The sequence below is a fragment of the Variovorax sp. YR566 genome (assembly GCF_051992195.1).
Classification (GTDB): domain Bacteria; phylum Pseudomonadota; class Gammaproteobacteria; order Burkholderiales; family Burkholderiaceae_C; genus Variovorax.
Genome location: NZ_CP197092.1, coordinates 5,210,307 through 5,235,967, shown reverse-complemented (window position 1 = coordinate 5,235,967; position 25,661 = coordinate 5,210,307). Strand labels below are relative to the sequence as shown.

At 66.1% G+C, this 25,661-nt stretch carries 21 protein-coding genes; 8 read left to right on the top strand and 13 right to left on the bottom strand.

What is annotated here, in order from left to right:
• Positions 1-2: 2 nt before the first annotated feature.
• The 6 genes from sauS to ACTG4X_RS24525 form a co-directional block, all read right to left on the bottom strand.
• A complete protein-coding gene (sauS, locus tag ACTG4X_RS24550) occupies positions 3-1,439 on the bottom strand; it encodes an acylating sulfoacetaldehyde dehydrogenase (RefSeq protein ID WP_093179982.1) in 1,437 nt (478 codons plus the stop codon).
• A gap of 17 nt (positions 1,440-1,456) precedes the next feature.
• Positions 1,457-2,446, bottom strand: a complete 990-nt coding sequence (locus tag ACTG4X_RS24545; RefSeq protein ID WP_093082090.1) for a tripartite tricarboxylate transporter substrate binding protein — start codon at positions 2,444-2,446, stop codon at positions 1,457-1,459.
• A complete protein-coding gene (locus tag ACTG4X_RS24540; protein WP_440532124.1) occupies positions 2,443-3,255 on the bottom strand; it encodes an IclR family transcriptional regulator in 813 nt (270 codons plus the stop codon). The genes ACTG4X_RS24545 and ACTG4X_RS24540 overlap by 4 nt, the downstream gene beginning before the upstream one ends.
• Positions 3,256-3,391: 136 nt before the next feature.
• Positions 3,392-5,128, bottom strand: coding sequence for a cobaltochelatase CobT-related protein (locus tag ACTG4X_RS24535; protein ID WP_440532123.1), 1,737 nt, complete (start codon positions 5,126-5,128; stop codon positions 3,392-3,394).
• On the bottom strand, positions 5,125-6,108 hold the full coding sequence (locus tag ACTG4X_RS24530; RefSeq protein WP_440532122.1) for an AAA family ATPase: 984 nt from the start codon (positions 6,106-6,108) through the stop codon (positions 5,125-5,127). The genes ACTG4X_RS24535 and ACTG4X_RS24530 overlap by 4 nt, the downstream gene beginning before the upstream one ends.
• Positions 6,109-6,135: 27 nt before the next feature.
• Positions 6,136-6,954 (bottom strand): IclR family transcriptional regulator, encoded by an 819-nt coding sequence (locus ACTG4X_RS24525; RefSeq protein WP_093179954.1) that lies wholly within the window; start codon positions 6,952-6,954, stop codon positions 6,136-6,138.
• Positions 6,955-7,126: 172 nt separating this feature from the next.
• Between ACTG4X_RS24525 and xsc the strand changes: the two genes are divergently transcribed.
• Together xsc and ACTG4X_RS24515 are read left to right on the top strand one after the other, a co-directional pair.
• Positions 7,127-8,950 carry a sulfoacetaldehyde acetyltransferase gene (gene xsc, locus ACTG4X_RS24520; RefSeq protein WP_093059498.1) on the top strand — a complete coding sequence of 608 codons (1,824 nt, stop codon included), beginning with the start codon at positions 7,127-7,129 and terminating at the stop codon, positions 8,948-8,950.
• An 8-nt stretch (positions 8,951-8,958) separates the two neighbouring features.
• The gene (locus tag ACTG4X_RS24515; RefSeq protein WP_307614901.1) at positions 8,959-10,161 is read left to right on the top strand and encodes an acetate/propionate family kinase; all 1,203 of its coding nucleotides are present in this window, start codon (positions 8,959-8,961) and stop codon (positions 10,159-10,161) included.
• Positions 10,162-10,168: 7 nt separating this feature from the next.
• Here the strand turns inward: ACTG4X_RS24515 and ACTG4X_RS24510 are convergent, their stop codons facing one another.
• Entirely contained in the window at positions 10,169-11,119 is a 951-nt protein-coding gene (locus ACTG4X_RS24510) for a LysR family transcriptional regulator (RefSeq protein WP_093059502.1), read from the bottom strand.
• 82 nt (positions 11,120-11,201) lie between these two features.
• On the opposite strand from ACTG4X_RS24510, the gene ACTG4X_RS24505 reads away from it, so the two are divergent.
• Genes ACTG4X_RS24505 through ACTG4X_RS24495 form a run of 3 tightly spaced genes read left to right on the top strand, consistent with a single transcriptional unit; the run spans position 11,202 to position 15,923 of the window.
• Positions 11,202-14,141, top strand: coding sequence for a molybdopterin-dependent oxidoreductase (locus ACTG4X_RS24505; RefSeq protein ID WP_440532121.1), 2,940 nt, complete (start codon positions 11,202-11,204; stop codon positions 14,139-14,141).
• On the top strand, positions 14,138-14,986 hold the full coding sequence (locus tag ACTG4X_RS24500; protein WP_440532120.1) for a 4Fe-4S dicluster domain-containing protein: 849 nt from the start codon (positions 14,138-14,140) through the stop codon (positions 14,984-14,986). The genes ACTG4X_RS24505 and ACTG4X_RS24500 overlap by 4 nt, the downstream gene beginning before the upstream one ends.
• 4 nt (positions 14,987-14,990) lie before the next feature.
• On the top strand, positions 14,991-15,923 hold the full coding sequence (locus ACTG4X_RS24495; protein ID WP_440532119.1) for a dimethyl sulfoxide reductase anchor subunit family protein: 933 nt from the start codon (positions 14,991-14,993) through the stop codon (positions 15,921-15,923).
• Between the two features lie 44 nt (positions 15,924-15,967).
• Here the strand turns inward: ACTG4X_RS24495 and ACTG4X_RS24490 are convergent, their stop codons facing one another.
• From ACTG4X_RS24490 to ACTG4X_RS24480, 3 genes are all read right to left on the bottom strand, one after another.
• Positions 15,968-16,903, bottom strand: a complete 936-nt coding sequence (locus ACTG4X_RS24490) for an IclR family transcriptional regulator (RefSeq protein WP_426389562.1) — start codon at positions 16,901-16,903, stop codon at positions 15,968-15,970.
• A 5-nt stretch (positions 16,904-16,908) separates the two neighbouring features.
• Positions 16,909-17,871, bottom strand: coding sequence for a Bug family tripartite tricarboxylate transporter substrate binding protein (locus ACTG4X_RS24485; protein ID WP_440532118.1), 963 nt, complete (start codon positions 17,869-17,871; stop codon positions 16,909-16,911).
• 173 nt (positions 17,872-18,044) lie between these two features.
• Complete coding sequence (locus ACTG4X_RS24480; RefSeq protein WP_440532117.1) at positions 18,045-18,482, bottom strand: PaaI family thioesterase; 438 nt, start codon at positions 18,480-18,482, stop codon at positions 18,045-18,047.
• 149 nt (positions 18,483-18,631) lie between these two features.
• Between ACTG4X_RS24480 and ACTG4X_RS24475 the strand changes: the two genes are divergently transcribed.
• From ACTG4X_RS24475 to ACTG4X_RS24465, 3 genes are read left to right on the top strand one after another with little or no spacing between them, the layout of a single operon-like run.
• A complete protein-coding gene (locus ACTG4X_RS24475; RefSeq protein ID WP_093059514.1) occupies positions 18,632-20,185 on the top strand; it encodes an acyl-CoA synthetase in 1,554 nt (517 codons plus the stop codon).
• A gap of 48 nt (positions 20,186-20,233) precedes the next feature.
• Positions 20,234-21,373 (top strand): FAS1-like dehydratase domain-containing protein, encoded by a 1,140-nt coding sequence (locus ACTG4X_RS24470; RefSeq protein WP_440532116.1) that lies wholly within the window; start codon positions 20,234-20,236, stop codon positions 21,371-21,373.
• Positions 21,374-21,418: 45 nt separating this feature from the next.
• Positions 21,419-22,624 (top strand): CaiB/BaiF CoA transferase family protein, encoded by a 1,206-nt coding sequence (locus tag ACTG4X_RS24465; protein ID WP_440532115.1) that lies wholly within the window; start codon positions 21,419-21,421, stop codon positions 22,622-22,624.
• Here ACTG4X_RS24465 and ACTG4X_RS24460 read toward each other — a convergent pair.
• The 3 genes from ACTG4X_RS24460 to ACTG4X_RS24450 are packed head-to-tail and all read right to left on the bottom strand — an operon-like array spanning position 22,621 to position 25,608.
• Positions 22,621-23,550, bottom strand: a complete 930-nt coding sequence (locus ACTG4X_RS24460) for an SMP-30/gluconolactonase/LRE family protein (protein WP_440532114.1) — start codon at positions 23,548-23,550, stop codon at positions 22,621-22,623. The genes ACTG4X_RS24465 and ACTG4X_RS24460 overlap by 4 nt on opposite strands.
• Positions 23,551-23,575: 25 nt before the next feature.
• Positions 23,576-25,024: a DUF2314 domain-containing protein gene (locus ACTG4X_RS24455; protein ID WP_440532113.1), complete on the bottom strand. Its 1,449-nt coding sequence runs from the start codon at positions 25,022-25,024 to the stop codon at positions 23,576-23,578.
• A gap of 53 nt (positions 25,025-25,077) precedes the next feature.
• Positions 25,078-25,608, bottom strand: a complete 531-nt coding sequence (locus ACTG4X_RS24450; RefSeq protein WP_093059524.1) for an Lrp/AsnC family transcriptional regulator — start codon at positions 25,606-25,608, stop codon at positions 25,078-25,080.
• Positions 25,609-25,661 lie beyond the last annotated feature (53 nt).

Sequence of the window (25,661 nt, the reverse complement as noted above, 5' to 3'; positions counted from 1 at the left end):
GCTTACTTCGCGCCGTGCTCGGCGAAGAAGGCGCCGAAGATTTCTTCCTCGCTCGGCACCTTCTCCGGAATCGGCCGCGACACGCGCGTGATGTTCAGGTAGTGGCGGTAGTTCATGTTGTCCGAGAAGTTGTTCTTGCCCCAGGTGCCACAGCCCATCGACAGAGAGAACGGCAGGCCGTTGTCGAAGCTGCCGCCGGTGGCAATGCAGTGCGCCTGGTCGACGATGACGCGCGACACCGGCAGCGTGAGGCCCAGCGTGAGCGCGCGTTCGGGCACCGCACTGTGCAGGCCCACCGAGTGGCCCGCGCCTTCGTACGCGTAGATGCGTTCGACGGTGGCCATGGCGTGCGCGAAGTCGCGCGCCGCATACACCGCGAGCACCGGGCTCAGCTTCTCGCCCGAGAACGGATGGTCGTGGCCCACGCCGTCTTCGGCCACCATGAGGATGCGCGGATCGGCATCGGCAATTGCCAGCCAGGCGGCGCGGTTGGCGCCGTCGATGGCGGCCGCCCGCTCGGCGATGGTGCGTGCCGACTGGCCGATGACGGCGGGCGAGAGCTTGCCCTCGGGCCACATCAGCGCCTGCAGCGTGGCCTTCTGCGCGTCGGCGAGCATGACGGCGCCGCGGTCTTTCAGCGCGGCGAGCGTCTGCGCGCGCACTGCGTCGACGATGACGAGGCTGTTTTCCGACGAGCAGCTGGTCGCGTTGTCGAAAGTCTTCGAACGCACGATACGGTCGGCGGCTGCGGCGATGTCCGCCGTTTCATCGACGATGCCCGCCACGTTGCCCGCGCCCACGCCGAAGGCCGGCGTGCCGCTCGCATAGGCCGCGCGCACGTTGGCCTGCGAGCCGGTTGCAACCACCAGGTCGCACAGGCGCATCAGCTCCGCCGTCGATTGCTTGTTGACCGGCGAGGGCAGCAGTTGCACCAGGTCGCGCGGCGCGCCGATGCGGTCGAACTGCTGGTGGATGAATTCGATGAGCCGCGCCGCCGTTGACCAGCCCTTGGGCGATGGCGCGACGATGACCGCGTTGCGCCCCTTGAGCGCATTGATGATCTTGTTGGCCGGCGTGGCGCCCGGGTTGGTCGATGGCGTGACGGCGCACACCACGCCCACGGGCCGCGCAATTTCGACGATGCCGCGCACCGGGTCTTCTGCGATCACGCCGACCGAGCGCGCGCCGTGCAGGTCGCGCAACAGGCCGAAGGTCTTGCGGTGGTTCTTGCGCACCTTGTCCTCGACGTTGCCCACGCCGGTGTCGGCCACGGCCAGTTCGGCCAGCTCGCGGTTGCGCGCCGGCTCGATGATGGCCCAGCCGGCCGCGACCACGGCGGTGTCGACCTGTGCCTGCGACCAGGTTTCGTAGATGCGCTGCGCGGCGCGTGCGCGCGCCACGAGTTCGGCGATGGGGGAAGAGGGGGCTGCGTTTTCCATGAGTCTGTCCGTGTCGATCAATCGACCTTGATGCTGGCTTCCTTGGCGAGCTTTTGCCAGCGCACGAGTTCTGTAGTGACGACCTTGCCGAGTTGCTCTGGCGTGCCGCCGACGCCTTCGCTGCCCTGTGCGAGCAGCTTGTCGCGGATGTCCGGTTCCTTCACCACGGTGTTGATCACGCGGTTGAGCTTGTCGATGGCGGGCTGCGGCGTCTTCGCGGGCACGAACACGGCGTACCACGAGTCCACGTCGAAGTCGGGCACGCCGGCTTCCTGCATCGTCGGCACGTCGGGGAAGGCCGCGCTGCGCTTGGTGGTGGACACCGCGAGTGCCTTGAGCTTGCCTGCCTTCACGAACTGCGCGGCCGCCGGAATCGACACCCACAGCAGCGGCACCTGCCCGCCCATCACGTCGGTCACGGCCGGGCCGCCGCCGCGGTAGGGAATGTGCGTCATGTGCGTGCCGGTGCGCAGCTTCAGCAGCTCGCCCGCCAGGTGCCCGGGCGAGCCGTTGCCCACCGAGGCGAAGGCGATGCTGTCGGGCTTGGCCTTGGCCAGCGCGATGAGTTCGGCCACGGTGTTGGGCGCGAACTGCGTGTTGGCCACCAGGATCTGCGGCAGCGAGGCGACCATGCCGACCGGAGCGAAGTCTTTCGCGGTGTCGAAGCTCAGCTTGGCGTAGATGGCCGGGTTGATGGTGTGCGAAGACAGAGTGAACAGCACCGTGTAGCCGTCGGGCGCCGACTTGGCAACCACCTCGGTGCCGATGGAGCCGGCTGCGCCACCGCGGTTGTCGATCAGCACCGGCTGGCCCAGCAGCGTTTGAAAGCGCTCCTGCACGATGCGCGCGATCACGTCGGTGCCGCCGCCGGGCGGGTAGGGCACGATCAGGCGGATCGGCTTCGTCGGGTAGTCGCTGCCGTTCTGCGCCTGTGCGGCGAAGGGCGACGACAAGGCGGCGAGAGCCAGCAGCCCGGCGTGCAGCCAGGGGGCGAAGAACAACTTCATTCGGATCTCCTTCTCTTTGTGATGGGCGTCGACGGCAACGGCACGGCCGGTGCGGCGTTCAAGCGATAGCCCAGCGTGACGCTGGCGTCGCGCGCGCAGGCCATCAGGTGATCGGCCAGCCCGCGTGCCTGTGTGCGCGCAAAGCGGATCGAGGGCACGCTCATGCCGACGGCCGCCACGGCTTCGCCGCGCGCATTGAGCACGGGCACGCCGAGGCCGCAGACGCCGATGCGCCACTCCTCGCGGTTCTCGGCATAGCCGCGGGCGCGCGAGCGTTCCAGTTCGCTGAAGAGGGCGTCGAAGTCGGTGATGCTGTTCTTTGTGTGTGCAACCAAGGTGCCCAGCCGCTCCTGCAGCGCCGGCACGTCGAGCGCGGCTGCAGCGAGCAGCGCCTTGCCCGAGGCCACGCAGTACGCCGCCGCACGACCGCCGATGCGCGAGTACGCGGCCACGGGCAGCGGGCTGTCGAACTTGTCGAGGTAGACGATCTCGGCGTCGTCCAGCACTGCGAGGTGGATGGTCTCGCCCGTGGCTTGTGCCAGCAGCGCGAGGTGGGGCCGCAGCAGCGCGCCGATGTCCGATGCATCGGACACCATGGCCCCCAGCTCGAACAGCCGCAGGCTCGGCCGGTAGGCGCTCGTGTCCGGGTCTTGCACGGCCCAGCCGCATTCGACGAGCGTCTGCAGCGTGCGGTGCGCATTGCTGCGTGCCATGCCAAAGGCCTGGGCCAGTTCGGTGACGCGGCAGTCGCGCTGCTGGCGCACCATCCATTCGATGGCGGCGAGGCCCTTGGCAAGCGTGGAGTCCATGAGGCTTTCTATGGGATATCCGATGTTCCAAATATTGGAACTGCGTTCCCGGATGTGAAACGCAATGTAAGAACGCTGGGTGCCCTTTGTCAATCAGGGACTTGGATGTAATGCCAAACGTCTCAGGTTGGAGGCCTCAGCGGCGATGGCGTCCGGCCATGAGTTCGATCACCTCGCGGAAGATGGTGTTGCCGCTGGAGGTGGCCAGGTCGAGCACGTGGCTGCGGCTGTAGTAGGGGCTCAGGTCGAGGCCCACGCCGATGCCTGCGATGGCGATGTCGCCGCGCTGCTCCTGGCGCGCGACCACGTCGCGCAGGTGGTGGTCGAGGTAGTGCGCGTCGTTGGCAAGATGCGTGGCGCTGTCCATCGGCGAGCCGTCGGAAATCACGAGCAGCAGCTTGCGCGCCTCGCTGCGCTGGCGAAGCCGCATGCACGCCCAGTCGATGGCCTCGCCATCGATGCCTTCTCGGAACAGGTCGGCTTTCAGCAGAGCCGCCATTGCGGGGCGTGCGCGCCGCCATGGCGTAGCAGCACTCTTGAAGACGAGGTGGCAGCGCTCGTTGAGCCGGCCCGGATGCGGTGGCCGGCCGGCGCGCACCCATTCGCGCTGCGGGCGTCCGCCGTTCCACGCGCCGGTGGTGAAGCCCAGCACCTCGCTGGTCACGCCGGCCTGTTCGAGCGCACGCGCGAACACGTCGGCCATCATCGCGACCGACTCGGCATGCTCCTTCATCGAGCCCGAGCAGTCGATGAGAAAGGTGACGATGCAGTCGGCCACCGGCTCCATGCGCTCGGTGCGGAACAGGCGGCGCTCGGTAGGCGAGGCCACGAGCTGCGCAAGGCGGCGGCCGTCGATCAGGCCTTCTTCCTGGGCACCGTCCCAGCCGTCGCGCTCGGGCTCGGCCAGCAGGGCGCGCAGTTCACGCGCGAGGCGGGCGATGTTCACTCCCTGCGCGGCAATGCGGCGATCGAGCTTTTCGCGGTGGTCGGCGAGCACTTCCTTGCGTGCGAGCGTGGCGGCGTCGTGTTCGCGGTCGTAGGCGTTGGAGAAGACGCGGTATGCGCCGCCTGCGTCGTCGAGCACCGCGCTGCGGCCCGACTCGGCGGTGGTGAAGCGCTCGACGATCTCCTGGTCCATGTCGGCCACGAGGCTGAACACGCTGCGCTTGTCGTCCACATGCGGGTCGCGCGCGGCGTTGCTGCCTTCTTCATCGGCTTCGTGCAACATCGCGGCGACGGTGCGCGCGATGGCACGGGCGTGCACTGCGTAGGCGGCCTGGTCGGCGCGATCCTTGCGCAAACCTGCCAGCGCATGGCCGATCAGCGGTGCGAGCGCGAAGCGCGTGGCTTCGAGCATGTCTTCGGTTTCTTCCACCACCTGCTGGCCGCTGACGCGGGCGCGGCAGATCTGCGCCACGGCGTACAGCAGCAGGCCGCGCGCGGTGTCGGTCAGGCCCGAGTGATGAAAGGCGAGCGACCACTGTTCGTGCCGGTGCCGCAGGTTGTGCCGCATGCCGGCCATGACTTCGGGCGCCATCGCCTCGACGCGGAACTGCTCGAGCATTTCGAACAGCATGCGTTCGACCGGCTCTTCGGGGCGCAGGCTTTCGTGCAGCGCTGCGTCCGATTCGGTGAGCCGCAGCGCGAGCCCGTCGGCCACGCCACGGAACGAAGCGAAGTCGTCGGTGTCGGGCGAGGGATGCAGGTGCGGCGCAAACCACGGCAGCGCCACGCGGCCACGGTGCAGCCGCCGGCCGCGAAAGTGCAGGTCGCGCTCGCCGCTGAAAGCGCGCACCACGCCCGCGCAAAGCTCCGCGACCTGTTCTTCTTGCCGCACGCGGCGCTGCATCGCGCTCGCGGGTTCGGCATTCATTCGCGCGGGCCTGCAGAGAGCTGGTGCGACTCCTTCAGTTCGCGGTCGAAGCAGCGCTGGAAGTATTCGGCGACCAGGGGCCGCTCGGCGTCGTCGCACTTGTTGACGAAGGACAGGCGAAACGCCAGAGCCGGGTCCTTGAAGATCTCGATGTTCTCTGCCCAGGTGATCACGGTGCGTGGCGACATCAGCGTAGACAGGTCGCCCGCCGCGAAGCCCTTGCGAGTGAGGTCGGCCACCGCCACCATCGACGCGACCAGCTTCGTGCCCGCCTTGTCGGCCAACGATGGCACGCGCGCCCGCACGATGGCGATCTCTTCATCGGCCGGCAGGTAGTTGAGCGAGGCCACGATGTTCCAGCGGTCGATCTGCGCATGGTTGAGCCGCTGTGCGCCGTGGTACAGGCCGTTGAGGTTGCCCAGGCCCACCGTGTTGGCGGTGGCGAACAGGCGGAAGAAGGGGTGCGGCCGCAGCACTTTGTTCTGGTCCATCAGCGTGAACTTTCCGTCGCGCTCCAGGATGCGCTGGATGACGAACATCACGTCGGGCCGGCCCGCGTCGTACTCGTCGAAGACCAGCGCCACGGGGCGTTGCAGCGACCACGGCACGATGCCTTCCTGGAACTCGGTGACCTGCTTGCCTTCGCGCAGCACCACTGCGTCCTTGCCGACGAGGTCGAGCCGGCTGATGTGGCCGTCGAGGTTGAGCCGCACGCAGGGCCAGTTCAGCCGCGCCGCCACCTGCTCTATGTGCGTCGACTTGCCGGTGCCGTGCAGGCCCTGCACCATCACGCGCCGGTCGCGCGTGAAGCCCGCGAGGATGGCGAGCGTCACGTCGGGGTTGAAGCGGTAGACCGCGTCGACCTCGGGCACGTGGTCGTCACGTTCGCTGAAGGCTGGCACCCGCAGGTCGGTGTCGATGCCGAACACATCGCGCACGCTCAGCATCCGGTCGGGTCGAAGGTCGGCGGTATCGGTCATGGCGGCTTTCGGGGAATGTGAGGTTCTTCAGGCCTGCGCGCGATCGGGGGCCGCGTCGGCATCGATGCGGCTCAGCGCCTGTGCGGCGCGTTGCAGGGCGGGCAGCAGCGTCTTCGCCTTGGCGGCGTCGAGACGCATCACCGGCGCCTGTACAGCGATGCACAGGTTGGAAGGCGCGTCGTCGCCCGAAGGCACCAGCGTGGCGATGCACAGCAGGCCCGGCAGGAACTCTTCGTGGTCGATGGCGTAGCCGTCCTTGCGCACGCGCTGCACTTCCTTCTCCAGCGCCTCGGGGTCGGTCAGCGTTCGGGGTGTGTACGGCTCCAGCGGCGCGTTCGACAGCAGCCGGCGGCGCTGCGCCGCGCTCATCTGCGAAAGAAAGATCTTGCCGCTGGCCGAGCAGTGCACCGGCACGCGCGAGCCCGAGTGCAGGTAGAAGCGCAGCGGCGCGGCGGTTTCCACGCGGTCGAGGTACACGACCTCGCTGCCCGAAAGGGCGGTGAGGTTGCAGCTCTCGCCGATCTCTTCCACCAGCTGGCGCAGCACCGTGTGGCGCGCACCGTGCAGGCTGTCGTTGAGCAGCAGGTTCTCGGCCAGCCGCCGCAGCCGCGTGCCGATGCCGTAGTGCCGGCCGTCGCCTTCGCGCTGCAGCAGGCCCGCGCCTTCGAGCTGCTGGAGCATCCGGTGCAGCGTGGGTTTTGGCAGGCCGGTTTCTTCCACCAGGCCCTGCAGCGAGTAGCGCTGGTCTTTCGCGGCCATGACTTCGAGCAGCGCGAACAGGCGCATGGTGGGCGTGTCGCCCGCCGGTTCCTGCGCTTCCGGTGAGAGGCCTTTGACGATCTTCATGGGGCCGGATCATATTCTTTTTACGAAAAACAAGACAATACGTTCCGATTTTTGTAAATTGTTTGACGCCGCGGCGATGCCGACCTATATTCCGCCGGAATGAAATCCGGAACGAGAAGTTCCGACTTTTGACGCGCAACCACTGCCCACTTTCCTTCAGGAGACGCCTTCCATGAGCCAGAAGCAACCCGCAGCACCCACACGCGAAGCCGTCACCGGCGTGCAGAAGATGACGCCCTCCGAGGCCTTCGTAGAGACCATGGTCGCCAATGGCGTGACCGACATCTTCGGCATCATGGGCTCAGCCTTCATGGACGCGATGGACATCTTCGCGCCCGCCGGCATCCGCCTGATTCCGGTGGTGCACGAGCAGGGCGGCGCCCACATGGCCGACGGCTATGCGCGCGTGTCGGGTCGTCACGGCCTCGTGATCGGCCAGAACGGCCCCGGCATCAGCAACTGCGTGACGGCCATCGCGGCCGCCTACTGGGCGCACAGCCCGGTCGTGATGATCACGCCCGAGACCGGCACCATGGGCATGGGCCTCGGCGGCTTCCAGGAGGCCAACCAGCTGCCGATGTTCCAGGAGTTCACCAAGTACCAGGGCCACGTGAACAACCCCAAGCGCATGGCCGAGTACACGGCGCGCTGCTTCGACCGCGCCATCTCCGAGATGGGCCCCACGCAGCTGAACATTCCGCGCGACTACTTCTATGGCGAGATCACCACCGAGATCCCGAAGCCGATGCGCGTGGAGCGCGGCGCGGGCGGCGAGAACAGCCTGAACGCTGCCGTCGAGCTGCTGGCTTCGGCGAAGTTTCCGGTCATTCTCTCGGGCGGCGGCGTGGTCATGGGCGATGCGGTGGCCGAGTGCCAGGCACTGGCCGAGCGCCTGGGTGCGCCGGTGGCCAACGGCTACCTGCGCAACGACTCCTTCCCTGCGAGCCACCCGCTGTGGGCCGGCCCGCTGGGCTACCAGGGCTCCAAGGCCGCGATGAAGCTCATCGCGCAGGCCGACGTGGTGCTCGCGCTCGGTTCGCGCATGGGCCCCTTCGGCACGCTGCCACAGCACGGCATGGACTACTGGCCGAAGGACGCGAAGATCATCCAGGTCGAGGCCGACCACACCAACCTCGGCCTCGTGAAGAAGATCACCGTTGGCATCCACGGCGACGCCAAGGCCACGGCCAAGGAACTGCTCAAGCGCCTGCAGGGCAAGACGCTGGCCTGCGACGCCAGCAAGGCCGAGCGCGCCGCGAAGATCAAGGCCGAAAAAGCCGCGTGGGAAAAAGAGCTCGACGAGTGGACCCACGAGCGCGACCAGTTCAGCCTCGACGCCATCGAGGAAGCCAAAGGCGAGAAGACGCCCACCGGCGGCAGCTACCTGCACCCGCGCCAGGTGCTGCGCGAGCTCGAAAAGGCCATGCCGCCGCGCGTGATGGTCTCGACCGACATCGGCAACATCAACGCCATCGCCAACAGCTACCTGCGTTTCGAGGAGCCGCGCAGCTTCTTCGCACCGATGAGCTTCGGCAACTGCGGCTACTCGCTGCCGACCATGATCGGCGCCAAGTGCGCGGCGCCCGACCGTCCGGCCGTGGCCTATGCCGGCGACGGCGCCTGGGGCATGAGCATGGTGGAAATCATGACGGCCGTGCGCCACGACATTCCGGTGACGGCCGTGGTCTTCCACAACCGCCAGTGGGGCGCGGAGAAGAAGAACCAGGTCGACTTCTACAATCGTCGCTTCGTGGCCGGCGAGCTCGAAAGCGAAAGCTTCGCAGGCATTGCCAAGGCCATGGGCGCCGAGGGCATCGTGGTCGACAAGCTCGAAGACGTGGGCCCGGCGCTGAAGAAGGCCATCGACATGCAGATGAACGAAGGCAAGACCTGCGTGATCGAGATCATGTGCACGCGCGAGCTGGGCGACCCCTTCCGCCGCGACGCGCTGTCGAAGCCGGTGCGCTTCCTCGACAAGTACAAGGACTACGTCTGAGCCATTCCATGACCGACTCGCTGCTGACGCTGAACGCGGGTTCTTCGTCGATCAAGGTTGCATTGTTCGATGCGGCTGGTGACGGCGATGCCTCGTTGCCGGCAGCGCGTTGGTCAGGGCAGGCGGATGGACTCGGCGCGGGCCTGAAGGCGCGGCTGCGTGTACGTGATGCCCAGGGGCAGACGCTGCACGATGCGGCGCTCGATGGCGCGCAGGCTTCGCATCAAGGTGCGCTTGCGGCCTTGCTCGAATGGCATGCGCAGCAGGCCGATGGCCGGCGCATCGCGGCGGTCGGGCACCGCATCGTGCATGGTGGTGCGGACTTCGTTGCGCCGGTGCGCATCGATGCCTCGGTGCTCGATGCGCTCACCAAGCTTGAGCCATTGGCTCCGCTGCACCAGCCGCACAACCTTGCGGGCGTGCGCGCTGCAATGGCAGCGTTCGAAGGTGTGCCGCAGGTCGCGTGCTTCGACACGGCCTTTCATGCGGAGCAGCCCGAGGTCAACCGCCGCTTCGCGCTGCCACGTGCGCTGCATGACGCGGGCGTGCGGCGCTATGGCTTTCACGGCCTCTCCTACGAATCGATCGTCGCGCAGTTCGCCGGCATCGCGCCCGAGCTGGCGCAGCGGCGCGTGATCGTCGCGCATCTCGGCAATGGTGCGTCGATGTGCGGCATCGCGCAGGGCCGATCGGTTGCGACGACCATGACCTTCTCACCGCTCGACGGGCTGACGATGGGCACGCGCTGCGGCCACATCGACGCGGCCGTCGTGCTGTACCTGATGCGCTCGCACGGCATGTCGGCTGACCAGGTCGAGGCGCTGCTGTTCCGCGAATCGGGCCTGCTCGGCATCTCGGGCGTGTCGAGCGACATGCGCGCGCTGGAGGCATCGGCCGAGCCTGCTGCGGCCGAGGCCATCGGGCATTTCGCCGAGCAGGTGGTGCAGCACATGGGCAGCCTCGCGGCCGCGCTGCGCGGTGTCGACGCCATCGTGTTCACCGGCGGCATCGGCGAGAACGCGGCCCCGCTGCGTGAACGCATCCTCGAAGACTGCGAATGGTTGGGTGTGAACGTCGATGCGGCCGCTAATCGCAGCGGCGCCGCGCGGCTCACCACTGCCGAGAGTCCTGTCAGCGCGTGGGTGCTGCGCACTGACGAGGAGGCGGTCATTGCGCGCCACACGGCGAACGTGCTGCGCGCTGCTGGCTGAGGGCTTTCTAGCGCGCCGATGAAGCGCGCGGCACGCTGGCGCCGCAGTGGCGCAGGAAGTCGGCCGTCGCGCGGCCCAGCAGCTTGTCGCGGTGCATCACCGTTGCCAGCCGCCGTGTGCCCGCCGGCAGTCGCGTGCGCAGCTCGACCAGGTGGCCGTCTTCCAGCGCCTGCGCCACCGTGTAGCGCGACAGGCACGCCAGCCCGGTGCCCGAGGCCACCACACGCTTGATCGCCTCGGTGCTGCCCAGCTCGAAGCCCACGCGCACCTGCTCGAGGTTCTGGATCAGCCATGCGTCCGTTACCTGCCGTGTGCCCGAGCCATGCTCGCGCAGCACCCACGTGGCTTGCGACAGCTGCCTGTGCGTGGCGACACGGCCCGCCAGTGCATGGTTGGGCGCGGCGACGATCACCAGCTCGTCTTCGCGCCAGGCGCGCACCACGAGGTCGGGGTGCGTCTGCGGGCCTTCGATGAAGCCGACGTCCACGTCGAAGCCCGCGACCGCCTGGATCACGTCGTGCGTGTTCGCGATGTGCAGGTGCACCTGGCTCTGCGGATGCAGGTGCGTCCATTGCGACACCTTCTCGGGCAGCAGGTACTCGCCGATGGTGAAGCTGGCCGCCACGCGCAGCGGCGCCGCATGCTCGCCGCTGAACAGCGCCTCGACCTCGCCCGCCTGATCGAGCAGCGCCTGTGCCTTGGGCAGCAGCGCGCGGCCGTTCTCGTTGAGCACCAGCCGGCGCCCGAGCCGGTCGAAGAGCAAAACGCCCACTGAAGACTCCAGGTCGGCCAGCGCGCTGCTCGCGGCCGATTGCGAACGCGCGATGCGGTCGGCTGCGGCACGGGTGCTGCCTTCGCGCGCGGTGGCGACGAACACCTCCAGCTGCCGCAGGTTGAGGCGCAGGCGCTGGCTCGAAGCCTGACTCTGACTCTGAAGCTGATCTGTTTTTCCGGTCATGGTGAGCGATATTCTCTGCTTTTTCGTTTGATCGAGGCTGCATAACATCGCACGGACCCCGCCTGAAAACAAAGGACCGCCAGTGTTCAGCTTCCTGTCTCGCGAGCCGGTGCACGACCCGCTGGTCGCGCCCACGCCCACGGCCGACACCACGGTCAAGACCACCACCTGCTACATGTGCGCCTGCCGCTGCGGCATTCGCGTGCACCTGCGTGAAGGCGAAAAGGGTCCCGAGGTTCGCTACATCGACGGCAACCCGAACCATCCGCTGAACCAGGGCGTGATCTGCGCCAAGGGCTCGTCGGGAATCATGAAGCAGGTGTCGCCGGCACGTATCACGCAGCCGCTGCTGCGCAAGGCCGGCAGCGAGCGCGGAGCCGGCGAGTTCGAGCCCATCAGCTGGGAGCGCGCCTACGACATGCTCACCGAGCGGCTCGGCAAGATCCGCGCGACCGACCCGAAGAAGTTCGCGCTGTTCACGGGGCGCGACCAGATGCAGGCACTCACGGGCCTGTTCGCGCGGCAGTTCGGCACGCCCAACTACGCGGCGCACGGCGGCTTCTGCTCGGTCAACATGGCCGCGGGAATGATCTACACCATCGGCGGCAGCTTCTGGGAATTCGGTGGGCCCGACCTGGAGCGCGCCAAGCTGTTCGTGATGATCGGCACTGCCGAAGATCATCACAGCAATCCGATGAAGATCGCGATCAGCAAGTTCAAGCGGGCTGGCGGTCGCTTCATTTCGATCAATCCGGTGCGCACGGGCTATTCGGCGATTGCCGACGAGTGGATTCCGATCAAGCCGGGGACCGACGGCGCGCTGTTCATGGCGCTGCTGCATGAGCTGATAGCCAACGAGCTTGTGGACCACGCCTTCCTCAAGCGCTTTACCAACGCACCGCAGCTCGTGGTGCTCGACAACTGCGAGCGCGAAGGCTTGTTTGCCTTCGACCCTGAACGCGGCCCACCGGGCGACGGCCGTAACCCGCACAACAAGCTGGTGTGGGACAAGGCCAGCGGCACGGTGATGCCCGCGTATCCCGAAGGCATTGCCGACGGCTGCGATCCGGCGCTCGAAGGCCACTACACGCTGGCCGACGGTACGCGCGTCGCGCCTTCATTCCAGCTGCTGCGCGAGCGGGTAGCGAGCTGCACGCCCGAGTGGGCGCAGGCCATCACCGGCATCGACGCGGCGCGCATTCGCAAGCTGGCGCGCGAGATGGGCGAGACGGCGCTGCAGCAGGCCTTCGAGCTGCCCATTCCGTGGACCGATGCATGGGGCAAGCACCACGCCACCACGCAGGCGCGCCCCGTGGCCTTCCATGCGATGCGCGGGCTGGCGGCGCACTCCAACGGCTTCCAGACCGTGCGTGCGCTGGCCGTGCTGATGAGCGTGCTCGGCACCATCGACGCACCGGGCGGCTTCAGGCACAAGGCGCCGTATCCGCGTCACATCGTGCCGAACTACCGGGCCTTCAACGACCCCGGAATGATCCAGCCGAACACGCCGCTCAATGCGGCACCGCTGGGTTTTCCGGCCAGCCCGGAAGAGCTGGCGATCAACCCCGATGGTTCGCCGATCCGCATCGACCATGCGTTTTCGTGGGAGCACCCGTTGTCGGCGCATGGACTCATGCACAACGTGATCACCAATGCGGCTAAAGGCGACCCGTACCGCATCGACACGCTGCTGATCTTCATGGCCAACATGGCGTGGAACTCCAGCATGAACACGATGGCGGTGCGCGAGATGCTCAACCGCAAGGACGAGAAGGGCGAGCACATGATTCCCTTCCTCGTGGTGTGCGACGCCTTCCAGAGCGAGACCGTGGCCTTTGCCGACCTGGTGCTGCCCGACACCACGTACCTCGAACGCCACGACGTGATGGGCATGCTCGACCGGCCGATCTCCGAGTTCGATGGGCCGGTGGACTCGGTGCGCGTGCCGGTGGTGCCGCCGACGGGGGAGTGCAGGCCCTTTCAGGAGGTGTTGATCGAGCTGGCCTCGCGGCTGAAGTTTCCGGCTTTCACCACGCCGGAGGGGGTGCGCAAGTTCACGGGCTACCCCGACTTCGTCGTCAACTTCGAGCCGCAGCCGGGCATCGGTTTTCTCATGGGCTGGCGCGGCAAGGACGGCACCGAGCACCTGCGCGGCGCGCCCAATCCGAAGCAGTGGGAAGCGTATGCGCAGAACAACTGCGTGTTCCAGTACCACATGCCCGAGACCATGCACTACATGCGCAACTGGAACCGGGAATACCTGGACTTTGCAAAAGACAAGGGCTGGCGCCAGCGCAACGACCCGGTGCAGCTGGCGCTGTACTCCGACACGCTGCAGAGCTTTCGCCTTGCGGCACAGGGCAAGAGCGCGGGGCGGCAGCCGCCCGATGCGCTGCGTGAGCGCATCGACAAATACTTCGACCCGCTGCCGTTCTGGTATGCGCCGCTCGAAGAGGCTGCGACCGATCTCGATGCCTACCCGCTCAATGCGCTCACGCAGCGGCCGATGGCGATGTACCACTCGTGGGACTCGCAGAACGCGTGGCTGCGGCAGATACACAGCCACAACTACCTGCACGTGAATCCGCTGACCGCGCAGGCCGCTGGCATTGCCGATGGCGGCTGGTGCTGGGTCGAGAGCCGCTGGGGCAAGGTGCGCTGCATGCTGCGCTACAGCGAGGCGGTGGAGCCTGGCACTGTGTGGACGTGGAATGCCATCGGCAAGGCGGACGGCGCATGGCAGCTGGCGCCTGGAGCGGACGAGGCGCGCAAGGGCTTTCTGCTGAACCACCTGATCAGCGAGGAGCTGCCCTGCGCCGGCACTGCGAGCGGGACCATCAGCAACTCCGACCCGATCACCGGGCAGGCCGGCTGGTACGACGTGCGCGTGCGCATACGGCCGGCCGAACCGGGTGAGCCCGAAGAGAGCTACCCGCAGATCGCGAGCATGCCGGCGGTGCCCGGGGTGCTGGGCAAGGCGGCGAGCGTGTTGACGTACTTTGCGGGGAGGGGGAAGAAATGATGCAGTGGTTGAAGGACCTGATGTCGTCGGCTCCGGTCTTGCCCCCTCTCCCGCAAGCGGGAGAGGGCTGGGGTGAGGGCGGCGGCGCTGGAGCTGGATACCTTGCCGCCATGAAGGCCGCTGCACCCTCACCCCAACCCTCTCCCGCCAGCGGGAGAGGGAGCAACACAGTGCGTGCGGCACAGGGCGAAACACTCGCCAAGCAACTCGCCCTCGTCATCGATCTCAACGTCTGTGTCGGCTGCCACGCCTGCGTCACCTCGTGCAAGCAATGGAACACCTCCGGCAGCGCAGGCCCGCTCGCCGACGAGCGGCCCTATGCCGCCAACCCCACCGGCACCTTCTTCAACCGCGTGCAGACCTACGAGGCCGGCGCCTTCCCGGTCACTGAAACCATCCACTTCCCCAAGAGCTGCCTGCACTGCGAAGACCCGCCCTGCGTGCCCGTGTGCCCCACAGGTGCGAGCTACAAGCGCAAGGAAGACGGCATCGTGCTGGTCGACTACGACAAGTGCATCGGCTGCAAGTACTGCGCATGGGCCTGCCCCTACGGCGCACGCGAGCTCGACGAAGAGCGCCAGGTCATGACCAAGTGCACGCTGTGCGTGGACCGCATCTACGACGAGCAACTGCCGAAGGAAGACCGCAAGCCGGCCTGCGTGAAGGCCTGCCCCACGGGCGCGCGCATCTTCGGCGACGTGAAGGACCCGGACTCCGAAGTGTCGAAGGCCATCCGCGAGCGCGGTGGCTACCAACTGATGCCCGAGTGGGAGACCAGCCCGGCCAACCAGTACCTGCCGCGTCACATCACGCAAGCCACGCAGGCAACGGACGCGCGGGAGTAGCCGGATGCATCCCGCGTTCTCGATTCTTTTCTTCACCACGCTGGCCGGCGCGGCTCAGGGGCTGGTCTTCACGCTCGCACTTGCAGCGCTGTTCGGCCTTGCGTTGGCACCCGGCTTCCTGACGTTGGCGCTTGGTGTTGCCGAAGTGCTGCTCGTGGCCGGGCTTGCCGCATCGTTCATGCATCTGGGGCGCAAGACTCGTGCGTGGCGTGCAGTGCTGATGTGGCGCACTTCGTGGATGTCGCGCGAAGTGATCGTGCTGCCAGCCTTCATCGCGCTGGTGGGGCTGTGGTGGTTGTCGCTGATGCTGGGTATCGGCGCGCCGTGGTCGTGGCTGCTGCCCGTGCTGGTGCTGTGCGGGGCCGTCGCGCTCTGGTACTGCACCGCGATGATCTATGCCTGCCTGCGCTTCATCGAGGAATGGGCGCATCCGCTGACTATCGTCAACTTCACGCTGATCGGGTTGTCGTCGGGGCTGGTGCTGGCCTGTGCAATGGCGGCCTTGAGCGGCGAGGCGCGCTTCGTGGAGGTCTTCGGGCCGTGCGCGCTGGTTGCTACGCTGGCAGCGTGGGCCGCGCGCGGGCAGGCGCTTCGGCGCAACGCGGGCATCCGCCACAAATCGACGCTGCAGTCCGCCACTGGCATTCGCACGCAGAAGCTGGTTCAGAAGTCGATGGGCATGTCGGCCGGTTCGTTCAACACGCGCGAGTTCTTTCATGGCGCATCGCTGGCTGCGCTGAAGAACATGAAGCTCGGGTTTCTGCTGCTGGCCTTCGTGTTGCCGGCGTTGCTTTTGGTGTGGGGCCTTGCGAGTGCAGCGGTGTTGCCGTGGTTGCTCGCGGTGCTGGTGCAGGCACCGGGCCTGCTGGCCGAGCGCTGGTTCTTCTTCGCGCAGGCGAAACACCCGCAGAACCTGTACTACCAGGTGGTGTCTTAGCGAGCAACAGCGTGATCACGCTCGGCCCGAGAAGGCAGGCCTGCTTACCTGCGTGATGGAAGCAGCGTCGACAGCGCATCTGCTTCCTTCTTCATGGCCAAGGCCAGAGCGGTGCCGGCCGCACCGGCCAACTTGTCAGACAGGCCAGTGGCGACAAGTGTGTGCGCTACCCGCCCGGAGGCATCGAGCAGCGGCACGGCAATCACCGTCACGCCGCTCATGTAGTAGCCGCGATCGATGCTGAAGCCGCGCTTGCGGACCTGCTCGACCTCGCGCTTCCAGGTGGCAAGATCGATTGGCTTGTCCCATCGCAGGGCCTTGAAACGCTTTTCGATCTGCGGCCACGTCTCGCTGCTGAAGGCCGCCACCAGGCGCCCCGTGGCACTGACCAGCGCAGGGAAACGACTGCCGACATCCACGTGCAGGCGGAAGGGAGCGTTGGAGCGCGACAAGGCCAGCACGACCATCGGCTCCATGTCATGGGTTTCGACGCCGATCATCGTTACGTTCCACTCGTTGGCCAGAACGTCGAGTACTGGTTGTGCGAGGCTGGCGAAGCTGCTGCTTTCGATTGCGCTGCGGGCCAGGCTCAACATGCCGGTTCCCAGCGAGTAGCGCTTGGTGTCGCTGTCGATCTTGACCAGGTCTTCAACGATGAGTGCACGAAGAATATGCAGGCAGGTGCTGGGGACGAGTTCGAGTTCATCGGCAATGGCCTTGACGCCCATCGCATGCGCGGAGCGCCCGAGAAGTCGCAGGATCGCGATGGCCCGCGTGACGCCGGGCACCGGCCTGACACGCACGGGCTTGGTGGGCTTGGCGCCTGTTTTCGTTGGCTTCGAGGCGGAAGAGGAACTGGACTTCATGGGGCTTGCGATTGGCGGGCGCAAGCTTATCCCAGAAGGCGCGCGGCGAACCAGGCCAGCCCAGGTGTTCCCGATAGCGGCGAGAGGGTCGGTCAGCGCAGTCATGGTGTCCATCGGTCCTAGTCCGCCTTCATTCCCGACGTCTTGATGATCGGCTCCCACTTTCGGCGCTCGCTCTGCACGAACTCGGCGAGCTGCTGGCGCGTGCCGCCGCCCGGGTCGAAACCGTACTCCAGCAATTGCTGGCGGGTCTCGGGCTTCTTGAGAATCCGGTTCATTGCTTCGTTCAACACGTCCAGCGTGGCCGAAGGCGTGCCGTGTGGCGCGAAGAGCGCGTTCCATGCGATGACCTCGAATCCCGCATAGCCCTGTTCCGCCACCGGCTTGATGCCCGGGACGAGCGCGCTCGGCACCGCAGAGGTGACGGCCAGAGCGCGCACGTGGCCTGCCTGCAGCTGCGAGCGCAATGCAGTGGGGGTATCGATCAGCAGCGGCAACTGCCCGCCGAGCACATCGGTCATCGCACTGCCGGAGCCCTTGTACGGCACCTGGAAGATCTGGAGCCTGGAGCGCTCCTTGAGCAGTTCGATGACCAGGCGGGCGCTCGTGCTCGGTGTCGCGATGTCCGCGGAGCGAGGGTCGCTCTTGAGCGCACTCACCAGATCGCCGATGGATCGCATCGGCGACTTGGCGTTCACAACCAGCACCATCGGAAAGCTGCCCGTCAGAACGATCGGTTCGAAGTCCTTCTCCGTCTTGATGCGCTGGCCGGCATAAAGGTACTGGTTGACCGCATGCGTGGCATTGGTCCCCATCGTGAGCGTGTAGCCGTCGGGCGGCGCGTCGGCGGCAAGCTCGGTGCCGAGATTGCCACCGGCGCCCGGCCGGTTGTCGACGATGACCGGTTGCCCCAGCTCTTTGGCCAGCAGATTGCCCAGATAGCGCGTGGCGATGTCCGTGCCTTGCCCGGCCTGGTAGGCCACGATGATCCGGATCGGCTTGGCGGGGTAGGTCTGTGCCGGAGCACCGTGCGAACAAAGAGCGATTGCGCAGCCCGTGGCGAGCAGTTTCCAAAGTCTCATTTTTGTCTCCTGTGAAGGCATCGTCGGTCCGGGCCTGACGCCCTTTTTCGGGTCTGTGTCACAGGCCTGGCCTCCGTTCGGAGTGTTGTGATTCGATGGCACACCACGGTCGGACGGGTTGAATCAAGTATCAAAGTCGCGGATGTAATTGTCAAAGAAGATGCAAATTTGTACTAAGACAAAATTAATTTTTGCACTTTCATGAGCGCCTGCGCGACCAGAACCTCCTGACCCGCAGCCCGCAGCTGGCCGCGCATGAACAGCAGGCTCGAGGTGCGGCGCACCAGCTGCGCTCGAGCTTCCACGAGCACGCCGGCTGCTACCGGCGCCAGAAATTGCGTGTCCAGCTGCACCGTCATGCAGGGCATGCGTGAGGCGGCCTCCCAGGCCACGGTGCTGATCGCGTGATCGGTCAAGGTGGCCAGAAGGCCACCGTGCACGACACCCGCCGGGTTCAGATGAGCGTCGGTCGACCAGACGGCGTAGACCCAGCTCGTGCCTTCTCGCCTGGTCCACAGCGGTCCGGCGGTCGACATGAAGGCACCGGCTGTGCGGATGCGACGCCAGCCTGCAGCGGCAAGGTTCTCGAATGGATCGATGGGTTCTTCCATGGCATGAGAGGTGTTCGTTGGAGGATGTCGAAGGTCTTCTTTCTACCGCAACTGAATCTGAGGTTTTGTCTATATACAAAACAGAGTCGTATTTGACAATGAAACATCGTGAGTCGCATAGTTCAGGCATCGCAAGAGGACCTGAACTGATGACCCACCTGACCGACTACACCTCCTTCTCAGACGCACAGTCGCATTGCTCGACGGAGACGCTCTGGGCGCTTTTCGACGGCGACCGGCAGTCGTTCAACATCGCCTACGAGTGCGTCGACCGCCATGCGAGCGAAGGAAAGGTGGCCATCGTGGTGGCGTATGCGAATGGCAGCGAAGAGGTCATCACGTTCAAGGCGCTGTCGCGCCTGTCGAATCGCTTCGCCAATCTGCTGGTGGCGCGTGGCGTCCAGCCCGGCGATCGCGTCGCGGTCATGCTCGAGCCCTCGCTGGCCTTCTACGTGGCGATCTTCGGCGCGATCAAGACGGGCGCGATCGCCGTGCCGCTCTTTACGCTCTTTGGCCCGGACGGCATTCGCCTGCGCGTGGAAGACTGCAAGCCGAAAATTCTCGTGACCAATGCCGAGAAGGCGCCGGTGTCCCAAGGCATCGACGGTGTCGAGGTGCTCGTGGCTGATGGCGGCTTCGTGCAGAGCCTGAGTGCGTTCCCCGACACCTTCGAGGTTCGGACAACGGCCGAGGACTACGCGATATTCCAGTACACGTCCGGCACCACCCGCGAATTGCCGGCGGCCGTCAAGCACAAGCAGCGCGCACTCGTCACGTTGATGCTGGCGGCGCTCTACGGCACCGGCGTCCGGCCCGGTGACCGCTTTTTCTGCCCGTCGTCTCCCGCATGGGGGCATGGGCTCTGGCACGGCACGCTGGCGCCGCTGGCGCTCGGGGTGACCATCGGCGCCTACTCCGGAAAGTTCGATGCGGCACGGCTGCTCAAGGCCCTGCAACACGGCCGCTTCAACAACATTTCGGCCGCGGCAACGCACTTCCGGATGATGCGCAACTCAGGTGCCGCGGACAAATACAAGTACTACCTGGAAAAGGTTTCCTTCACCGGCGAGCCGATGGACAGCGAAACAGAAGATTTCGTCCGCGCCACTTTCGGGCGGCCCGTGTGCAGCATGTACGGCACCACCGAGATCGGCGTGATTCTCGTGAACTACCCCGGCGCTGCGGATTTCAAGGTGAAGCCCGGTTCGCTCGGCAAGCCCATCCCCGGAGGGCGGGTCGATGTTCAGGACCCGGAAGGCAAGACATGTGCACCGGGTGTCGTGGGCGAACTCAAGATCTGGCGCAACGACGCCTGGGTGCCCACCAAGGACCTGGGCAAGGTCGACCAGGACGGCTACTTCTTTCACGCTGGCCGGGCCGACGACGTGATCATCTCCGCGGGCTGGACCATGAGCGCGGTGGAGATCGAAGACGCGGTGCTCAAACACCCCGACGTGCGCGAGGCCGCTGCGATTGGCGTAGCCGACGAACTCCGGGGCCAGGTGGTGAAGGCCTTTGTCGTCACGGAACGCGAGGGCAGTGATGCCTTCACCAAGGAAATCCAGGACCTCGTGCGCAGCCGACTGAGCCAGCACGAGTATCCGCGCCACGTGGTCTTCGTGTCGGACCTTCCCAAGACACCCGCCGGCAAGGTGCATCGCAAGGTCCTGCGAGACCGCGAGCGGCAGCCCGCGAGCGTCTGACCCCTTTATTCCCCAACCCTCTCATCTACAACCACCAGGAGACCAACGATGTCTGTGCAAAGCGAAAGAACCTTCCCGAAGATCACCGAGCGCGGCCTGGACGAATTGCGCGAGCGCATCGGCCAGAAGATCGAAAACACCCAGGAGCCATGGTGCTACGAAGCCACGCGCGACAACATTCGCCATTACGCACACGGCATCGGCGACGACAACCCGCTCTGGTGCGATCCAGCCTATGCCGCAAAGACGAGGTACGGCAGCGTCGTGGCACTTCCGAGCTTCCTGTTCTCGACCAGCCGGATCGTGTCGGGCTATGTGGGTGGCCTGCCGGGTGTGCATGCGATGTGGTCGGGTGCCGACTGGACCTGGCACAAGCCTGTACTGCGCAATGATGAGATCCGCACCGAGGCCTACCTCAAGGACCTGGTCGAGCACCAGACGCGTTTCGCGGGCCGCGCGGTCCAGCAGATCTATCACGTCGACTTCTACAACCAGAAGGGCGACAAGGTGTCCGAGGCCGACAGCTGGTGCTTCCGCACCGAGCGCGATCATGCCCGGGAGCAGGGCACGAAGTACAAGGAAGTGCGCGCACGCACGCCCCGGCAGTACTCGCCCGAGGAGATCCAGGAGGCCTTCAAGCTCTATCGCAACGAGGAAGTGCGCGGCGCGGCCCCGCGCTACTGGGAAGACGTGGTCGAAGGCGAGGCGCTGCCTGTGATGTTCAAGGGCCCGATGACCGTGACCGGCTTCATCGCCTATGCGCAGGGCTGGGGCGGCCTGTATATCCGTGCCAACAAGATGGCCTGGAAGCTGATCGACGCGCATCCCGGCGTGGGCATTACCAACCGCTTCGGCATTCCCGACGTGCCCGAGCGCGTGCATTGGGAAGAAGACTTCGCGCTTGAAGTGGGCGCGCCAGGCGCCTACGACTACGGCCCGGAGCGCACTTCCTGGCTCACGCATCACCTGACGAACTGGATGGGCGACGACGGCTTCCTGCGCAAGGCCAGCTGCAAGATCCGCCGCCACAACCCCGAGGGCGACATGCTGTTCATCAAGGGTCATGTGAAGCGCAAGTACGTCGAGGACGGCAAGCATCTGGTCGAGATCGAGCAGGAAGCGCGCAACCAGGACGATGAGCTCTCCGTGCTCGGTTCCGGCGTGGTTGAATTGCCCAGCCGCGGCTAGTATTTGCGGCCGGAAACAAAAAAAGGCCAACAAGGAAGACAAACGATGCGTGGTGCGCTCAGCGGCATTCGGGTAGTGGATCTGTCGCGCGTGCTGGCGGGGCCGATGTGCTCGCAAATGCTCGCGGATCACGGCGCGCATGTGATCAAGGTGGAGCCGCCCGGTGGTGACGACACCCGCACGCTCGGGCCGCCCTTCGACCGGCACGGTGACGCGTCCTACTTCAGCGCGATAAACCGGGGCAAGCAGTGCATCAGCATCGATCTTTCGAAGCCGCCGGGACGGCGGGTCCTCGAACGGTTGCTCGAGGAGGCCGACGTCCTGATCGAGAACTTTCTGCCCGGTACGCTGGAAAAATGGGGAATTTCTTACGAAGGGTGGATCAAGGAGCGCTTCCCGCGCCTCATCCACTGCAGCATCAGCGGCTTTGGCGCAGACGGCCCTCTGGGTGGGCTGCCCGGCTATGACGCGGTGCTGCAGGCGCTGTGCGGACTCATGAGCGTCAATGGCGAACAGGCGAGTGGCCCGACACGGATCGGCGTGCCCATCGTCGACCACCTCACCGCCTACACCGCGCTGTCGGGCATCCTGCTTGCGCTGCAAGGCCGCAACGTCTCGGGCCAAGGGCAGCACGTGGAGGCTACGCTGTTCGATGCGGCGCTGAGCCTGCTGGTCCCGCATGCGGCCAACTACTTTCAATCGCATCAGGAGCCGGGTCTGCTCGGCAGCGCCCATCCCAACATTGCGCCCTACGACCGCTTCACGTGCGGCGACGGCGAGATCTTTCTCGGGATCATGAACCGTGGCCAGTTCGAGCGCTTCTGCGGCGTGGTCGAACGACCTGACCTTGCGGTGGACGAACGCTTCGCCGACAACGCTGGGCGTCTGCAGCATCGGGATGCCCTTCGGGTCGAGATCGAACACGCCATCTGCCACCGCGCGCGCAAGACGCTGTGCGATGCGTTGATGGCGGCGGGGGTGCCCGCGGCGCCGGTGCATTCGGTGTCGGAGGCCTTTGCCCAGCCTCACGCAAAGCATCGCGAGATGGTGGTCGCTCGCGATGACTACAAGGGAATCGGTCTTCCTGTCCGGTTGCACGGCACGCCAGGCTCGCCGGGCGCGAGTCCTCGGCCTTTCAATTCAGACGCCGTCTGCGTCCTGGAATCGCTCGGATTCACCGCGCTCGAGATCGAGCAACTGTTTGCCGACGGCGTCGTGCCCGCGCCGAATACGGCCATTCCCTTTGCTTAGGCTTCGAAGTTCAACGTGAGCCCGGGCGTCGGCCAGTCATCGATGGCAATCAGCCTCCCGCTGCCCGAGAGCGTGACGTAGGCCGTGCGCCGGTCGCGCCCGCCGAAGCAGATGTTGGTGGTATAGCGATCGGGCAGCGGTATGTGCTCGACGGTGCTGCCATCGGGCGACACGATGCTGATGCCGCCGTGCAGCAGCGTCGCCACGCACAGGTTGCCGAGTGCGTCGACCGCCATCGAATCGAAGCGCTGGTAGTGCCCGCCCGGCGAGGCGCAGAGCATGCGGCCGCCGTGCGGCGAGGGCCAGCCGTCCTTGCGAACGCGGCCCGGCGCGGTGATGTCGAAGGCCCAGACGCGGGCGCCCTCGGTCTCGGCGTAGTAGAGCGTGTTGCCGTCCGGCGAAAGGGCGATGCCGTTGGGCGTCATCACCGGCCGTGCAATGGTGCCTGCGGCGGCGCCGTCGGCATGGCCGTAGAAGAGGCCACCGCGGTCCATGTCGCGCTCGCGCACCTTGCCCAGGTCGGTGAAGTAGAAGCCGCCCTGTGCGTCGAACACGATGTCGTTGGGGCCACACAGTGCGCCGCCTTCGACTGCGTCGTACAGGCGCTCGGCGCGGCCGGTGGCGAGGTTCACGCGTTCGATGCGGCCGCCCGAATAGTCTTCGGCCTGGCCGACCGGCCGCAAGCAGCCATCCGCTTCGGTGTGCCACTTGAAGCCACCGTTGTTGCAGACATAGACCGCGCCATCGGGCCCGATGGCCGCGCCATTCGGGCCGCCGCCGAGGTCGGCAACCACCTGCACCAAGCCATCGGCACGCACGCGGGTGAGCGTGCCACGCGCGATCTCGACGAGCAGCACCGAGCCATCGTCCATGGCGATCGGGCCTTCGGGAAACTGCAGGCCGCTGGCGAGTTCGCGAATGTGCATTGGAGGGCCTCGGTGATCGATCCTCTTACTTTTTCGGATTCTGCATGCGCGCGATGATCTTGGAGGTCTCGTTGCCTTCCTCTCGACCGTCCGCGTAGCGGCGCATGTAGTCGAACACCTTGGCTTGCGACACCTTCACCATCTGGCCCGCGTGCAGGTTCGGCACCTCGACCGGTTCGTTCTTCAGCAGGCCTTCGATGACGTCGCCGTTCCAGCGCGCGACTTCGACCCACATCCATTCGTTGCTGCCGCTGCGCGTGGTGAAGGGTGCCTTCACGAGAATGTATTCGCCGGGCTGCAGGCCCTTGGCGAAGGCGTCGCGCAGCTTGGGCAACTGCGCGTTGGCCGCCTTGCTGGCGGCGAGCAGTTCGTCGTTGTGCTTGAGCCGCGTGACGCTGTCTTCGTCAGCACCGAAGACCGAGACCAGCATTGCGGTCTGCTGCGCATAGCGGTCGGGGCCCTTGTAGCGATCGAAGCGGATCTCGTACAGCCGGTTCTGCGGATCGCCGCTTTCCCACGTGCCGTTGACCAGCGAGAGCTTTGCCACCGCTGCGGCATTGGGCTTCAGGTGCGTGAGCTGCGGGTCGCGCGCGGCAGCGTGCTTGAGTGCGCGCAGGTCCAGGTCGTACTGGCCGGGCTGCGCCAGCGTGGCGCCTTCGACCATTGCCTGCGAGAACATGTTGACGAGATTGCCCATTGGGCGGTTGCTCGACCACGAGAAATCGCTCACCACCACGTCGGGCAACCCGAACTTCGACATGCCGAGCGTGATGGCCCGCACGAGGTCGCCGCTGCGGTAGGCATGAATGGTCGTGTGCTGCGACATGTCGGGCACGCCGCCGGCCCAGGTGTCGATGCGGCGCTTCTGCCATTCGTCGGGCGAAAAGACCTCGCGCGTTTCTTCGTCCCACAGCAGGCCGTTGGTGTCGCGCGCCACTTGCAGTGTGAGCTGCAAGGCTTTCTGCATCGCGGCCGAAGACTGCTGCGCCGGGTGCGCGAAATCGATGATGAGTGCCTTGTCCGCGGTCTGCAGGGCTTCGGCCTGCTCGCGCGAGATGCCGCGGCCGAAGCGCTGCAGCATTTCCATGCTCGGCGCGCGGTACTCCTTGAGCACAGTGGTGGTGTTCCAGTTCGCGAAGACCACAGGCTCGGTGGCCGTCGCTGGCGTGGGTGCCGCCTTCAGCAGCTTCGGGCTGCCGCCGAGCTTGGCGAGCCGGCCGCGCAACGCGGCCATCGGGTCGGTGGCCGGGGTCTTGGCGTAGTAGATGGCGAACTGGAAGTGGACCGGGCCGGTCTGCTGCGGCGAGCCTGCGGGCACCGGAGCGCCTGGTACGGCCTTGGCTGCGCTTTGCGCAGTCGCTGGTGCCGCGGTCGCGGTCGGCGTGGCCGCGAAGGCGACGGCACCGGCAGAAGAAAGAACCAGCGCGGCGAGCGCGAGGCGGGGGAAGAAGGCGGTCGTCTTTGGTGAGGGCATGGTCAGGACGTCTTCGTTGCTGCGGATGCCGGCATTCTCCACACGGCCCGGCCTCAGCTTCGCCGGCCCCCCGTCGCGCGAGGCTTGCCCGGCGTGCCCGGCAGCAGGTGGTCGAGCGGCAGCGCCGTTTCCGACTTGATCTCGCGCAGCACGATGCTCGAACGCACGTGCGTCACGCCTGGCAGGCTGAACAGCACCTCGTGCAGGAAGCGCTCGTAGTGCTTCATGTCCGGCACGGTCACGTTCAGGATGTAGTCCGCGGGCCCGGTGGCCGACACGCAGCGAATGATCTGCGGGCTCGCGGCCACGGCTTCTTCGAAGCGCTGCACCATCGCCTCGCTGTGGCGGTCGAGGTTCACCTCGGCCACGGCAGACACGTGCAGGCCCACCAGTTCGGGGTCGACCAGTGCCGTGTAGCCGCGGATGACGCCGGCTGTTTCCATGTCTTTTATGCGCTTCCAGCAGGGCGTGGGCGACAGGCCGATGGTGTCTGAAATCTGCTGCACCGTCTGGCGGCCATCGTGCTGCAGTGCAGAAAGGATCTTGAGGCAATGCTCGTCAAGGGAAAGAGAATCGACGTTCATGGCAAATTCCGAGAAGATTATTCTTCAAACAAGGGTCTGCGCCAGTGTATTGA

Excerpts from the sequence above, each read along its gene's own strand:
- sauS (WP_093179982.1), bottom strand. The coding sequence starts at position 1,439 with ATGGAAAACGCAGCCCCCTCTTCCCCCATCGCCGAACTCGTGGCGCGC.
- ACTG4X_RS24545 (WP_093082090.1), bottom strand. The coding sequence starts at position 2,446 with ATGAAGTTGTTCTTCGCCCCCTGGCTGCACGCCGGGCTGCTGGCTCTC.
- ACTG4X_RS24540 (WP_440532124.1), bottom strand. The coding sequence starts at position 3,255 with ATGGACTCCACGCTTGCCAAGGGCCTCGCCGCCATCGAATGGATGGTG.
- ACTG4X_RS24535 (WP_440532123.1), bottom strand. The coding sequence starts at position 5,128 with ATGAATGCCGAACCCGCGAGCGCGATGCAGCGCCGCGTGCGGCAAGAA.
- ACTG4X_RS24530 (WP_440532122.1), bottom strand. The coding sequence starts at position 6,108 with ATGACCGATACCGCCGACCTTCGACCCGACCGGATGCTGAGCGTGCGC.
- ACTG4X_RS24525 (WP_093179954.1), bottom strand. The coding sequence starts at position 6,954 with ATGAAGATCGTCAAAGGCCTCTCACCGGAAGCGCAGGAACCGGCGGGC.
- xsc (WP_093059498.1), top strand. The coding sequence starts at position 7,127 with ATGAGCCAGAAGCAACCCGCAGCACCCACACGCGAAGCCGTCACCGGC.
- ACTG4X_RS24515 (WP_307614901.1), top strand. The coding sequence starts at position 8,959 with ATGACCGACTCGCTGCTGACGCTGAACGCGGGTTCTTCGTCGATCAAG.
- ACTG4X_RS24510 (WP_093059502.1), bottom strand. The coding sequence starts at position 11,119 with ATGACCGGAAAAACAGATCAGCTTCAGAGTCAGAGTCAGGCTTCGAGC.
- ACTG4X_RS24500 (WP_440532120.1), top strand. The coding sequence starts at position 14,138 with ATGATGCAGTGGTTGAAGGACCTGATGTCGTCGGCTCCGGTCTTGCCC.
- ACTG4X_RS24495 (WP_440532119.1), top strand. The coding sequence starts at position 14,991 with ATGCATCCCGCGTTCTCGATTCTTTTCTTCACCACGCTGGCCGGCGCG.
- ACTG4X_RS24490 (WP_426389562.1), bottom strand. The coding sequence starts at position 16,903 with ATGGACACCATGACTGCGCTGACCGACCCTCTCGCCGCTATCGGGAAC.
- ACTG4X_RS24485 (WP_440532118.1), bottom strand. The coding sequence starts at position 17,871 with ATGAGACTTTGGAAACTGCTCGCCACGGGCTGCGCAATCGCTCTTTGT.
- ACTG4X_RS24480 (WP_440532117.1), bottom strand. The coding sequence starts at position 18,482 with ATGGAAGAACCCATCGATCCATTCGAGAACCTTGCCGCTGCAGGCTGG.
- ACTG4X_RS24475 (WP_093059514.1), top strand. The coding sequence starts at position 18,632 with ATGACCCACCTGACCGACTACACCTCCTTCTCAGACGCACAGTCGCAT.
- ACTG4X_RS24470 (WP_440532116.1), top strand. The coding sequence starts at position 20,234 with ATGTCTGTGCAAAGCGAAAGAACCTTCCCGAAGATCACCGAGCGCGGC.
- ACTG4X_RS24465 (WP_440532115.1), top strand. The coding sequence starts at position 21,419 with ATGCGTGGTGCGCTCAGCGGCATTCGGGTAGTGGATCTGTCGCGCGTG.
- ACTG4X_RS24460 (WP_440532114.1), bottom strand. The coding sequence starts at position 23,550 with ATGCACATTCGCGAACTCGCCAGCGGCCTGCAGTTTCCCGAAGGCCCG.
- ACTG4X_RS24455 (WP_440532113.1), bottom strand. The coding sequence starts at position 25,024 with ATGCCCTCACCAAAGACGACCGCCTTCTTCCCCCGCCTCGCGCTCGCC.
- ACTG4X_RS24450 (WP_093059524.1), bottom strand. The coding sequence starts at position 25,608 with ATGAACGTCGATTCTCTTTCCCTTGACGAGCATTGCCTCAAGATCCTT.